Annotated in this window: 10 protein-coding genes, 1 tRNA gene and 1 pseudogene; 8 read left to right on the top strand and 4 right to left on the bottom strand. The window is 66.1% G+C overall.

What is annotated here, in order from left to right:
- Positions 1-34 precede the first annotated feature (34 nt).
- Positions 35-2446: a GcvT family protein gene (locus tag AABA51_RS06695; RefSeq protein WP_338275705.1), complete on the top strand. Its 2412-nt coding sequence runs from the start codon at positions 35-37 to the stop codon at positions 2444-2446.
- 102 nt (positions 2447-2548) lie between these two features.
- Positions 2549-3142: a nucleotidyltransferase family protein gene (locus AABA51_RS06690; RefSeq protein WP_338275702.1), complete on the top strand. Its 594-nt coding sequence runs from the start codon at positions 2549-2551 to the stop codon at positions 3140-3142.
- A gap of 10 nt (positions 3143-3152) precedes the next feature.
- Here AABA51_RS06690 and AABA51_RS06685 read toward each other — a convergent pair whose 3' ends face one another.
- Both AABA51_RS06685 and AABA51_RS06680 read right to left on the bottom strand, forming a co-directional pair.
- Positions 3153-3842, bottom strand: coding sequence for a Hint domain-containing protein (locus tag AABA51_RS06685; protein ID WP_338275699.1), 690 nt, complete (start codon positions 3840-3842; stop codon positions 3153-3155).
- A gap of 519 nt (positions 3843-4361) precedes the next feature.
- A tRNA-Leu gene (locus AABA51_RS06680) sits at positions 4362-4445 on the bottom strand.
- Between the two features lie 198 nt (positions 4446-4643).
- On the opposite strand from AABA51_RS06680, the gene AABA51_RS06675 reads away from it, so the two are divergent.
- Together AABA51_RS06675 and AABA51_RS06670 are read left to right on the top strand one after the other, a co-directional pair.
- Complete coding sequence (locus AABA51_RS06675) at positions 4644-5291, top strand: exopolysaccharide biosynthesis protein (RefSeq protein WP_338275698.1); 648 nt, start codon at positions 4644-4646, stop codon at positions 5289-5291.
- Between the two features lie 10 nt (positions 5292-5301).
- A complete protein-coding gene (locus AABA51_RS06670; RefSeq protein WP_338275696.1) occupies positions 5302-5793 on the top strand; it encodes a disulfide bond formation protein B in 492 nt (163 codons plus the stop codon).
- Between the two features lie 94 nt (positions 5794-5887).
- Here AABA51_RS06670 and AABA51_RS06665 read toward each other — a convergent pair whose 3' ends face one another.
- A complete protein-coding gene (locus AABA51_RS06665; RefSeq protein WP_338276473.1) occupies positions 5888-6157 on the bottom strand; it encodes an usg protein in 270 nt (89 codons plus the stop codon).
- A 219-nt stretch (positions 6158-6376) separates the two neighbouring features.
- Between AABA51_RS06665 and gyrA the strand changes: the two genes are divergently transcribed.
- From gyrA to gluQRS, 4 genes are all read left to right on the top strand, one after another.
- Complete coding sequence (gene gyrA / locus AABA51_RS06660) at positions 6377-9154, top strand: DNA gyrase subunit A (protein ID WP_338275694.1); 2778 nt, start codon at positions 6377-6379, stop codon at positions 9152-9154.
- 159 nt (positions 9155-9313) lie between these two features.
- Positions 9314-9691 carry a DoxX family protein gene (locus AABA51_RS06655; protein ID WP_338275691.1) on the top strand — a complete coding sequence of 126 codons (378 nt, stop codon included), beginning with the start codon at positions 9314-9316 and terminating at the stop codon, positions 9689-9691.
- A 65-nt stretch (positions 9692-9756) separates the two neighbouring features.
- Positions 9757-11124, top strand: coding sequence for a methylenetetrahydrofolate--tRNA-(uracil(54)-C(5))-methyltransferase (FADH(2)-oxidizing) TrmFO (gene trmFO, locus AABA51_RS06650; RefSeq protein WP_338275689.1), 1368 nt, complete (start codon positions 9757-9759; stop codon positions 11122-11124).
- A 28-nt stretch (positions 11125-11152) separates the two neighbouring features.
- Positions 11153-12010 carry a tRNA glutamyl-Q(34) synthetase GluQRS gene (gene gluQRS / locus AABA51_RS06645; RefSeq protein ID WP_338275687.1) on the top strand — a complete coding sequence of 286 codons (858 nt, stop codon included), beginning with the start codon at positions 11153-11155 and terminating at the stop codon, positions 12008-12010.
- Between the two features lie 114 nt (positions 12011-12124).
- Here the strand turns inward: gluQRS and hisI are convergent.
- Positions 12125-12492, bottom strand: a pseudogene (hisI, locus tag AABA51_RS06640) (phosphoribosyl-AMP cyclohydrolase).
- Between the last annotated feature and the right edge of the window lie 12 nt (positions 12493-12504).

Below are 12504 nucleotides of genomic sequence, written 5' to 3'. Positions count from 1 at the left end.
GAGTTTGCCCGCACAAGGCTAACGGAGGCGGAACATGAAGACCACAACGCGCGTCTGCATCATCGGGGGGGGCGTTGTCGGCTGCTCGGTCGCCTATCACCTGACCAAGCTCGGCTGGACCGACGTGATGCTGCTCGAACGCTCGGAACTGACCTCCGGCTCGACATGGCATGCGGCAGGCGGCTTTCACACGCTGAACGGCGACACGAACATGGCGGCCCTTCAGGGCTACACGATCCGCCTCTACCGCGAACTCGAGGCGATCACGGGCCTGTCTTGCGGTCTGCATCACGTGGGCGGCCTGACGCTCGCCGATACGCCCGAACGCTTCGACATGCTCAAGGCCGAACGCGCCAAGCATCGCCACATGGGCAATGAAACCGCCATCCTCGGCCCCGAGGAGATCGCCAAACTCTCGCCCATCACCAATCTCGACGGCATCCTCGGCGCGCTCTACGACCCGCTCGACGGCCATCTCGACCCCTCGGGCACGACCCATGCCTATGCCAAGGCCGCGCGCATGGCCGGTGCCGAGATCGTGCTTCATACCAAGGTGATCGAAACCAACCCCCGCCCCGACGGCTCCTGGGATGTCGTGACCGACAAGGGCACGATCCATGCCGAACACGTGGTCAATGCCGCAGGCCTCTGGGCGCGAGAAGTGGGCGCCATGGCAGGCTGCGTCCTGCCGCTCCACCCGATGGAACACCAATACATCGTGACCGAAGAAGTGCCCGAGATCATGGCGCTTCTGGCCGACGGGATCGAACATCCCCACGTGATGGACCCCGCGGGCGAAAGCTACCTGAGGCAAGAGGGGCGCGGGCTCTGCATCGGTTTCTACGAACAGCCCTGCCGCCCCTGGGCCGTCGACGGCACGCCCTGGAATTTCGGGCACGAGCTCTTGCCCGATGATTTCGACAAGATCGAGGACAGCATCGCCTTTGCCTACAGGCGCTTTCCGGTGCTGGAACGCGCAGGCGTGAAATCGGTGATCCACGGCCCCTTCACTTTCGCCCCCGACGGCAACCCGCTGGTCGGCCCCGTTCCGGGCCTCAGGAACTACTGGTCGGCCTGCGGCGTGATGGCGGGCTTTTCGCAAGGGGGCGGCGTGGGCCTCATGCTGGCTCAATGGATGGTCGAGGGCGAATGCGAACGCGACGTGATGGCGATGGATGTCGCCCGCTTCGGCCGCTGGATCGGTCCGGGCTACACGCTGCCCAAGGTGATCGAGAATTACCAGACGCGCTTTTCCGTCAGCTACCCGAACGAGGAAAAACCCGCCGCCCGCCCCCATCGCACGACGCCCATGTATGACACGTTCGACGCCATGGGCGCGGTTTGGGGGCAACAATACGGGCTGGAGGTGGTGAATTATTTCGCCGATGGAAACGAACCCCGCTACGAGACCCCCAGCTTCCGCCGCTCCAACGCCTGGGAGGCCACCGCGCGCGAGGTTCGCGCGGTGCGCACAGGCGTCGGCATCAACGAATTGCAGAATTTCGGCAAATACCGCGTCACGGGCCGCGATGCCCGCGCCTGGCTCGACCGCCTCATGGCCGGCCGCATCCCTGCGCCGGGGCGGCTCTCGCTCTCGCCCATGCTGTCGCAAAAGGGCCGGATCGTGGGGGATTTCACCATATCCTGCCTGTCGCCGACCGAATTCCAGCTCACCGCCAGCTATGGCGCGCAGGATTACCACCTGCGCTGGTTCGACCAGTGGCGCGAGGGCGATGTGCAGATCGCCAATGTCTCGGACACGCGCACCGGCTTCCAGATCGCAGGCCCACGCGCCCGCGATCTTCTGGCCGCCATCGCGCGGCAGGATGTGGGCGACATGGCCTTCATGGATGTCCGCCGCCTGACCATGGGCCTCAGCGATGCCATCGTCCAGCGCGTCAGCTATACCGGCGATCTGGGCTACGAGATCTATGTCGACGCGATGGAACAGCGCGCGCTCTGGCGGGCGCTCTGGGACAAGGGGCAGGCCTTCGGGATCAAACCCTTCGGCATGCGCGCGATGATGTCCCTGCGGCTCGACCGGGGCTTCGGGTCGTGGATGCGCGAATTCTCCCCCGATTACACCCCTGCCGAGACCGGCCTCGACCGGTTCATCGCCTGGAGGAAACCCGTCGATTTCATCGGGCGGCCCGCGGCCGAGGCCGCGCGCGCCGCGCCGCCTGCCCGCCGTCTCGTGCAGATGGTGGTCGAGGCGCGCGATGCCGATGTCGTGGCCTATGAACCGATCTGGCTTGACGGGGCGGTCGTGGGCTTTTGCACCTCGGGCGGCTATGCGCATTGGTCCGGGGTGTCGACCGCGTTCGGCTTCTTGCCCGCCGACAGGATCGCGGATGGCCTCGAGGTCGAGATCGAGATATTGGGCGAGATGCGACCGGCCCGCGTGGTCATGGCGCCCTTGTGGGACGATCCGCGCATGCGGGCGTGAGGGGAGCTCTGCCCGTGATCTTGAGAAAGGGGGGCTCTGCCCCCCACGGCCTTTGGCCGTTCCCCCGGAGTTTTCCGGCCAAGATGAAGGAGGATCATCGGGATGAGCGCAGCCGAGGCCACGATCCTCCTCCTTGCCGCAGGCCGGTCGAGCCGGATGCAGGGCCGCGACAAGCTGATGGAGAATATCGACGGAGAGCCGCTCGTGCGCATGATGGCGCGCCGCGCACTGCGCACGGGCGTGCCGGTGCGCGTGGTGCTGGGCGCGGATCACGCGGCGCGGCGCGCGGCGCTCGAGGGGCTCGATCTGCAGATCCTGGAGGCAACCGGCCAGGACGGCATGGCCGCCTCGATCCGGGCCGGTGTCGTGGGCGTGACCGGGCCGGTCCTGCTGGTTCTGGCCGACATGCCCGAGATCACGGCAAGCGACCTGCACCTGATGCTGTCGCTCGGCGCGCAGGCCCCCGATGCGATCCTGCGCGCGGCAAGCCAGGACGGGCGGCCCGGTCACCCGGTGCTTTTCCCCGCCGATCTTGTGCCCGAGCTTGCCGCGATCCGGGGCGACATGGGGGCCCGCGACATCCTGCGCGCGGCGGCGGCGCGCGTGCATCTTCTGCCGCTCGAGGGCGAAAGGGCGCTCATCGACCTGGATACGCCCGGGGATTGGGCCGACTGGCGCGCGAAGCGCGGCGGCTGAGAGGCCCCGATCAGGCCCGCTGCTGCAGCCGCGCGACCGCGTCTTCGCTGGGCGCGGGGCGCAGCTCAGCCCCCTCGGCCTCTCCCAGGCCATCGAGCGTGGCCAGTTCGGGAAACCGCGCCAGCATCTCGGCGCGCGCCGGCACCTCGAGCCTGCGCAGGGCGGCGGCACCGGGCTGAAAGCTTTCGGTCCAGCAGCCATTGGACAGGACCAGTTCGTGCCGGTCGCACAGGATATGGATATAGGTCGTGCGCAGCGTATCCATCTGCACGATGCCCGGCCGCCCCAAGAGCTGCAGGGCGGGAACCAGCACCTCGGGATCATCGAAACCGGGCTCGCCCCACGCGCGGGTCACGAGCATGCCATGCCGGGGCGAGACGGCCATGTCCCGGTCCGGCAGACCATGGCCAAGACTGCCCTTGCGCAGCACGACGGGCCGCAGGGCCGGGGTATCGGCCAGCGCCGCGCGATCGAGCCTGCGCAGACCGACCCAGCGGATCTCCTGGATGCCGTTGTCGCGGGTGATGACCCTGTCGCCCTCGCGCAGGGTTTCGACCGGCACTTCGCCACGGGGGGTGGCGATCAGCGTGCCGGGGGTGAAACAGACCGGATCATCGCCCGCGCCCTGCAGGCTGTGCGCCTCTGCCTCGCCCAGGGCGGCTGTCCCGGTCCCGTCGACGCCTGTCATGTCCACGGTCATATCGCGTTCTCCCGTTTCTGGGGCTTGGTCGCACGCCGGGCCTCGGCGGCGATGCTCCCGGTGTCCCGGCCCGCATATCCCGCACGAAAACCCCGCGCCGACGCGCAGGTGGAACGGCCGCCCCCGGCCAGAAAAGGAACGCCCCCCAGTCGGACGCGGCGCAAGTATCGGACAATCGGGAGATTCTCGAAAGAGAAAACTTTCGGGGGGCGCACCCGCCTTGCCCAGGCACCACCCCCTCCGCACATGGGGCACAGCACCCCGCGGACCAACCAAGCCGCCTGCTCACAACCCCTTGTTCTCAATATCATTTTCGCACAATGCGCGGCGTCTGGCCCCTGGGCGGCAACCGCCCTGCCCAAGCGGCCGCGCGCAAGCCTGCGCCCTGCGGATTCGGGAAACAATATGTTGCCGCGCCCCATGGCCGCGCGATCCAAGGTCCGGGCCGCGCCCATGCCCCGACACCGTGGTGTCGCGCTTCCCCAAGGAAACTGGAGCAAATCGGCGGGGATTTGGCGATGGTACCCGAGGTCGGACTCGAACCGACAAGCCTTGCGGCGGCGGATTTTGAATCCGCTGCGTCTACCATTCCGCCACTCGGGCAACGCGTGATGCGATAGCGAAGTCCCTTGGGTCCGTCCAGCCCAAATCCTTGCCGGTGCATGCTGACACAAGCGTGTTTGCGCGCGCGCCCCTGTCGTCTGGCGGCCCTTGGCGGGGTTTGCTACCGGTGCGGGGGGATTCGGCGGATCCCGCCTGCCGACCGGGCGACGCTTCGGGCCGATACGAGGAGTTCCATCGATGACCATCGACCCGATGCAGGAGGCAGCGCACATGACGCCCGACGCCGCCGCGCCCTCCACCATCTCGGAACGGCTCGACCAGCTGGCGCAAGAGGCCGGCGGCGGCGGCGTCACGCTCGACTGGATTCTCGCCCAGCTCCATGAACGCGCCTTTGGCCTGTTCCTGCTGGTTCTGGCCCTGCCCTGCTGCATTCCCTTTCTCTATGGCGTACCGCAGATCGTGGCCCTGCCGCTCATGTTCGTCTCGGCGCAGATCCTGATGGGGCGCTCCACGCCCTGGCTGCCGGCAAAGCTCGGCGCGCGCCGCGTCACGGGGGCAAGCCTCTCGGCGCTGGCCACGCGCGCGGGCCCCTGGCTCCGCCGGATCGAGGCGCTCAGCCGCCCGCGCCTTGCCGCGTTCACGCGTCGCCCGATGGACCAGCTTGTGGGCGTGGCGCTTGTCGTCTTCAGCGCCTCGATCCTCGTGCCCTTGCCGGGCACCAATACCGTGCCGGGGATCGCGGTGGTGATCGTGGCCATGGGCCTGTTGCAGCGCGACGGCATCCTCGTCCTTCTCGGCAGCCTGCTCGGCACGGCCTGGATCGCGACGCTGCTTGTCGCGGGGGCGACGCTGGCCAGCTTGATCAAGACTTGGCTCGGTTTCTGAGGGTACCCGGATGGACAAGACGCGGATGCAGACCCGGATGCTGATCGCCCTTGCCGGGGCCGGTTCGGCGGCGCTGCTGCTGGGGGCCTTCGGCTTTCAGTACCTGGGCGGGCTTGCGCCCTGCGCCATGTGCCTGTGGCAGCGCTGGCCCCATGCGGTGGCGATCGCCCTGGCCGCTGTCGGCATCGCCCTGCCCCATGCGCTCGTGGCGGTGGCGGGCGCGGCCAGTGTCCTGACGGGGGCGGGCATCGCGCTGTTGCACACCGGGGTGGAACGCGACTGGTGGACCCTCAACCTTGCCTGCACCGGCGGGGCCGAGGATCTGGGCGCGATGGATGTGACAGCGCTTCTGGACCCGACCCAAGGGGCGGGCATCGTGCTGTGCACCGAGGTGGCATGGTCCTTCCTCGGCCTGTCCATGGCGTCGTGGAACGGTCTGGCCAGTCTTGTCCTGGCCGGGGTCTGGATCGCCGCCGCGTGGTCTTCCTTGAAAAAGGGTTGAGGACCCGCCGGGGCGGCAAACCTTTCTTCATGTTCGCCCCGCCCCGGCAGGGTTTCGTCAACCTTTGGCGGGGTCTGGCAAGGATTGCTTAACCTTAGTGATAGGTGAATTCCCCCGTCACGTTGCGCCATTCGCCGGGCGAGATCAGCTTGCGATGGACAAAGCGCACCGAATGCAGCGGCCCCTCGATCTGGTCCTGCCAGAACTCGATGAAGTCGAAAAGCCGCGGATAATCGGGCGCAAGATCATAGTCCTGCCAGACGAAAGTGTTGAGAACATTGCGATAATCGGGCATCCGATAGACCATCTCGGCGGTCGTGAGCCCGTATCCTTTCAGCATCAGCTCGGTCTCGGTCGGTTGCACTGTCGGTTGCACTGTCGGTTTCATGGGCACCTCTGGTGTTGCCTCTTCCACGACTCAAGGATGCCAAAGACCCGTTAAAAATCAACGAAAACAATCTGTTGGCACTCAATTCCCGATGCTGCCAACCCATCCGGCCCTCCGGCATTGCACCCCATATGCGGGGAGCCTATACTGCGCCCCAACAAGATATAGCGAACAGCAGAAAAACAGGCGGACAGCGTGAGCGACACCCCCGAACCCCCTGAGAACGATCAAGAAATCGCGCCGGAACGCGCGCCGCATCACGGGCCGTCGATCGATATCGCGGCCGAGATGAAGACCTCGTTCCTCGATTACGCGATGTCGGTGATCATCTCCCGCGCGATCCCCGATCTGCGCGACGGGCTCAAACCCGTGCATCGGCGCATTCTCTTCGCCATGCATGAGACTGGAAACACGCACGAAAAATCCTACCGCAAATCCGCGCGGCCCGTGGGTGACGTGATGGGGCAATACCACCCCCATGGCGACTCGGCGATCTACGACGCACTCGTGCGCATGGCGCAGCCTTTTTCCATGTCCCTGCCGCTTCTGGACGGTCAGGGCAATTTCGGCTCCATGGACGGCGACAACCCCGCGGCCATGCGCTACACCGAAGTGCGGATGGACAAGCCAGCCGCCTATCTCCTTGCTGATATCGACAAGGAAACCGTTGATTTCCAAGACAATTACGACGGCAAGCAGCAAGAACCCACGGTTCTGCCCGCGCGCTTTCCCAACATGCTCGTCAATGGCGCGGGCGGCATCGCGGTGGGCATGGCGACCAATATCCCGCCCCATAATCTTGGCGAAGTGATCGACGCCTGTCAGGCGCTCATCGCCAATCCCGACCTCTCCTCCGAACAGCTGATCGACTATATCCCCGCGCCCGATTTCCCCACCGGCGGCCTGATCCTTGGCCGTTCGGGCGCGCGCAAGGCCTATCTGGAGGGGCGCGGCAGCGTCATCATCCGCGCCAAGACCCATGTGGAGGAGATCCGCAAGGACCGCTTCGCCATCGTCATCGATGAAATCCCCTACCAGGTGAACAAGGCCTCCATGATCGAGCGGATCGCTGATCTGGTGCGCGAGAAAAAACTCGAGGGAATCTCGGGGGTTGCCGACGAGAGCGACCGGATCGGCGTCCGCGTCGTGATCGAGCTCAAGCGTGACGCCACGCCCGAGGTGGTGCTGAACCAGCTGTTCCGCTTCACCCAGATGCAGACCTCATTCGGCTGCAACATGCTGGCGCTGAACGGCGGCCGCCCCGAACAATTGACGCTGCGCGGCTTTCTCACCGCTTTCCTCGACTTCCGCGAAGAGGTGGTGGCCCGCCGCACGGCCTTCGAGCTGCGCAAGGCCCGCGACCGCGCCCATGTGCTCTGCGGTCTGGCCGTCGCGGTCTCGAACGTGGACGAAGTCGTGCGCACCATCCGCGCCTCCGCCGATGCGGGCGAAGCGCGCGAGAAACTGATGACCCGGCGCTGGCCCGCCGAGGAAATCCTGCCCTTCATCAAGCTGATCGACGATCCGACCCATACCGCGAACGAGGACGGCACCTACAACCTGTCCGAGGTTCAGGCCCGCGCGATCCTCGATCTGCGGCTCCAGCGCCTGACGCAACTGGGCGTCAAGGAAGTCACCGACGAGCTCGAGGAACTGGCCGGCAAGATCAAGGAATACCTCGCCATCCTCGCCTCGCGCGAGCGTATCCTCGAGATCATCTCGAACGAACTCGCTGAAGTGAAAGAGCTTTTCGCCGTCCCCCGCCGGACCGAGATCACCGAATGGTCCGGCGACATGGATGACGAGGATCTGATCGAACGCGAGGATATGGTCGTCACGATCACGCAGGGCGGCTATATCAAGCGCACGCCACTGGCCGAATTCCGCGCCCAGAAACGCGGCGGCAAGGGGCTTTCGGGCGGCGCGCTCAAGGATGACGATGTCGTCACCTCGCTCTTCGTGGCCAATACCCACACGCCGCTTCTGGTCTTCACCACCAGCGGCATGGTCTACAAGCTCAAGACATGGCGCCTGCCCTTGGGCTCCCGCGCCTCGCGCGGCAAGGCCATCGTCAACATCCTGCCCATCGAGATCGGCACCGGCATCGCCGCCGTCATGCCCGTCGACCGGGACGAGGCGCATTGGGACGAATTGCAGATCGTCTTTGCGACAAGCGAGGGCGAGGTGCGCCGCAACGCGCTGTCGGATTTCACCAATGTCATGCGCAACGGCAAGATCGCGATGAAATTGCCCGAGGATGGCTCGGTCAGCCTCGTGAATGCGCGCATCTGCTCCGAAAGCGATGACGTGATGCTCGTCACCGCCTTGGGCCGGGCGATCCGCTTCCCCACCACCGATGTCCGCGTCTTCAAGGGCCGCGATTCGACCGGCGTGCGCGGTATCCGCCTCGCCTCGGGTGACCGCGTGGTCTCCATGGCCGTGATCCGCCATTTCGATGCCGAGGCGCAGGAACGCGCCGCCTATCTCAAGCAGCGCCGCCTGATGGCCGGCACGCCCGAAGAAGAGATCGAACTCGACGAAGACGAAGAAAACGTGGCCGAGGGGCAGCTTTCCCCCGAACGCTACGCCGAGATGTCGGCGGCCGAGGATCTGATCCTGACCATCACGGCGGGCGGGTCGGGCAAGCTCAGCTCCAGCCACGATTATCCCGTGCGCGGGCGCGGCGGTCAGGGCGTCATGGCCATGGACAAGGCGATGCGCGGCGGCGCGCTTGTCGCCTCCTTCCCGGTGGAAATGGGCGACCAGATCATGCTCGCCACCTCCACCGGCCAATCGATCCGCGTGCCCGTCGATGGCATCTCCTTCCGCTCGCGCAGCGCGGGCGGGGTCAAGGTCTTCAACACCGGCAAGGGTGAGGAAGTGGTGAGCGTCGCCTGGATCGCCGATCAGGGCGAGACCGAGGGCGAGACCGACACCGCCCCCGACATCACCCCAGACACCGGCGCCGAATGACAGGCGGCGGGAGGTGCCAAGCCTCCCGCCCACCCTGCGCCAGCGCACAGCGCTTATGCGAAACCTCGCATTTCTGTGCACGCCTACCTCCTGTATCTGTGCCGCATCGACGCGCAAACCTGCGTGCCGCTTTCGCGTTCAGGGATAGGAAACCAAACGATGCAAGCACTTACCACCTTCGGCCCGCTCGTGGGCCGCGTTCTGATCGGCCTTCTGTTCTTGCTGGCGGGCCTGGGCAAGCTCGGCGATGTGCAGGGCTTTTCGGGCTATCTCGCCTCGGGCGGTCTGCCTGCCGTGCTGGCTTGGCCCGCCGTCATCTTCGAAATCGTCGTGGGCGTTCTTCTGATCGTGGGCTACCAGACCCGGATCGTGGCGCTCCTGATCGCGGCCTTCTCCATCGTCGCGGGCCTGCTCTACCATTTCGCGCCTGCCGACCAGATGCAGATGGCCATGTTCCTCAAGAACCTCGCCATTGCGGGCGGCGTCTTGATGTTCGCCCTCCACGGCCCGGGCCGCTACGCGCTCGACAAGGCATAAGACCGGCGATCGGGGCGGCCCCGCCGCCCCTTTCCTTGTCCGGCCAAAACGCCTAGATCTCGGCCATGTCCAAAACGCTCCATATCATCGGCGGCGGCATGGCCGGGTCCGAAGCCGCCTGGCAGGCGGCCAATGCCGGCATCCCCGTCGTCTTGCACGAAATGCGCCCCACGGTCGGCACCTTTGCCCATCGCACCGGGTCGCTGGCGGAAATGGTCTGTTCCAATTCCTTCCGCTCGGATGACCACGAACAGAATGCCGTGGGCCTTCTGCATTGGGAAATGCGGAATGCAGGCTCGATCATCATGGACACGGCCTATGCCCATCGCCTGCCCGCAGGCGGCGCGCTGGCCGTCGACCGCGATCCTTTCGCCGAGGCCGTGACCGCGAAACTCCGCGCCCATCCCAACATCACGATCGTGGGCGAGGAAATCACCGCCCTGCCCGACGGCCCCACGATCATCGCCACGGGTCCCCTGACCTCCGGCGCGCTCGCCAATGCCATCGCCGCCGAAACGGGCCAGGATGCACTGGCCTTTTTCGACGCCATTGCCCCCATCGTCTATGCCGACACGATCGACATGAGCATCGCGTGGGAACAATCGCGCTACGACAAGGGCGAAACGCTCGAGGAACAGCGCGCCTATATCAACTGCCCGATGACCCGCGACGACTACGAGGCTTTCATCGACGCGCTTCTCGCCGCCGACAAGACCGAGTTCCACGAGGGCGAAACCGCCGGCTATTTCGACGGCTGCCTGCCGATCGAGGTCATGGCCGAACGCGGCCGCGAAACGCTGCGCCATGGGCCGATGAAACCCGTGGGCCTGACCAATCCGCACAACCCGACGGTCAAGCCCTGGGCCGTGGTGCAACTGCGCCGCGACAATGCGCTGGGCACGCTCTACAATATCGTGGGCTTCCAGACCAAGATGAAGTACGGCGCGCAAACCTCTGTTTTCAAGATGATTCCCGGACTTCAGGACGCCAGTTTCGCGCGGCTTGGCGGCATCCACCGCAACACCTTCATCAATTCGCCAACCCTGCTCGATGACCAGATGCGCCTGCGCTCGCGGCCCAATATCCGCTTCGCAGGCCAGATCACCGGGGTGGAGGGCTATGTCGAATCCGCCGCCATGGGCCTGCTTGCGGGCCGTCTGGCCGCCGCCGAGCTCAAGGGCGAAACGCTGCCCCCCGTGCCGCAGGAAACGGCCATGGGCGCGCTGGTCCATCACATCACCGGCGGGGCCGAGGCCAAGACCTTCCAGCCGATGAACGTGAATTTCGGCCTTTTCCCCCCGGTCGAGGGGCTGAAAGCCGGGCGGCGTGGCCGCAAGGACCGCTACAAGGCCTATACCGACCGCGCCAAGGCGGCATGGACCGCGTGGCTCGGGCGCGAGGCCGAGGCGAAACCCTCCTCCTCCGCTGCATGAGGATCGGGGCGAAAGTGATTGTTCCGAAATGACGTTCCGAACACGCTTTGCCCCATCCCCCACAGGCCCCCTGCATCTCGGCCATGCCTATTCCGCGATCCTCGCCCATGACATGGCGCGGGCAGCACAGGGCCAGTTCCTCCTCCGGATCGAGGATATCGACCGCGACCGCGCCAAACCCGAATGGGAGGCGCTGATCTTCGAGGATCTCAGCTGGCTCGGCCTGACATGGGACGAACCCCCGATCCGCCAATCGGACCGACGCGACAGCTATGAGGCGGCGCTTGATGCGCTCTGGGCGCGCGGCCTCCTTTATCCCTGCAGCTGCACAAGACGCGACATCGCCGAAGCGCTCACCGCCCCGCAAGAAGGCTCCGCCCCCCCCATCGGCCCCGATGGCCCGGTCTATCCCGGCACCTGCCGCAATCGCCCGCGCAAGGGGCCCCGCCCCCGCGACGCCCATCTGCGCCTCGACATGGGCGCGGCCCTCGCCGCCATAGGCCCGACCGCGCCCCGTTTCACCGAAACCGGCCCGGATCACGCCGGCACGATCTTTACCGCGCCCGAAAACTACCTGGGCGGCATCGGTGACATCGTGCTCGCCCGGCGCGATTTCGGCACCTCCTACCACCTCTCGGTCGTGCTGGACGATGCGGCGCAGCACATCACCGATGTGACGCGCGGCGCGGACCTGTTCGAGGCGACGCGCATCCATGCGCTTCTCCAGCGCCTCCTCGACCTGCCCACGCCCAGCTACCACCACCACCGCCTGATCCGGGACGAGACAGGCAAACGGCTCGCCAAACGCGACGACGCCCGCGCGATCCGCCTCTACCGCGCGGAAGGCGTCACGCCAGAGGATATCCGCCGCAGGATCGGCCTTTGACCCTTCTCTGTTTCAAAAATATCCCGGGGGAGTCGCCAAAGGCGACGGGGGCAGAGCCCCCTTTCTCAAAGCCAACGGGCAGAGCCCCCCAAAAAACATCACCGAGCACCCCCCCTATTCGGGCCGCATCAGCTCCACTTCCCCCCATCCCGGACCGCCGTGTAGAAACAGCTGCGCCGGTTGGTGTGGCAGGCAGGCCCCGTCTGGCGCACCAAGGCCAGCAGGCAATCGCGGTCGCAATCGATGCGCAGCTCGACCAATTCCTGCACATGGCCCGAGCTTTCGCCCTTGACCCAGAACGCCCCCCGCGACCGGCTCCAATAGGTGACGCGCCCCGTCTCCAGCGTGCGGGCCACGGCGGCGGCATTCATCCAGGCCATCATCAGCACCTCGCCCGTCCCGGCTTCCTGCGCGATACAGGGGATCAGGCCATTGGCATCATATTTCAGGCCTGCGGGATCAAATTCGGGCTGGTCTGTCATGGCATCGGCCTT

Origin of the sequence: Roseicyclus marinus (genome assembly GCF_036322625.1) — a bacterium.
GTDB classification, from domain to species: Bacteria; Pseudomonadota; Alphaproteobacteria; order Rhodobacterales; family Rhodobacteraceae; genus Roseicyclus; species Roseicyclus marinus_A.
Note: the sequence above shows the minus strand (reverse complement) of the source record. Positions and strands in the feature narration are given on the sequence as shown.

Coding starts and splice junctions, on each gene's coding strand:
- gluQRS (WP_338275687.1), top strand. CDS start 11,153: ATGACGTTCCGAACACGCTTTGCCCCATCCCCCACAGGCCCCCTGCAT.
- AABA51_RS06670 (WP_338275696.1), top strand. CDS start 5,302: ATGGACAAGACGCGGATGCAGACCCGGATGCTGATCGCCCTTGCCGGG.
- AABA51_RS06690 (WP_338275702.1), top strand. CDS start 2,549: ATGAGCGCAGCCGAGGCCACGATCCTCCTCCTTGCCGCAGGCCGGTCG.
- AABA51_RS06675 (WP_338275698.1), top strand. CDS start 4,644: ATGACCATCGACCCGATGCAGGAGGCAGCGCACATGACGCCCGACGCC.
- AABA51_RS06695 (WP_338275705.1), top strand. CDS start 35: ATGAAGACCACAACGCGCGTCTGCATCATCGGGGGGGGCGTTGTCGGC.
- AABA51_RS06655 (WP_338275691.1), top strand. CDS start 9,314: ATGCAAGCACTTACCACCTTCGGCCCGCTCGTGGGCCGCGTTCTGATC.
- trmFO (WP_338275689.1), top strand. CDS start 9,757: ATGTCCAAAACGCTCCATATCATCGGCGGCGGCATGGCCGGGTCCGAA.
- AABA51_RS06685 (WP_338275699.1), bottom strand. CDS start 3,842: ATGACCGTGGACATGACAGGCGTCGACGGGACCGGGACAGCCGCCCTG.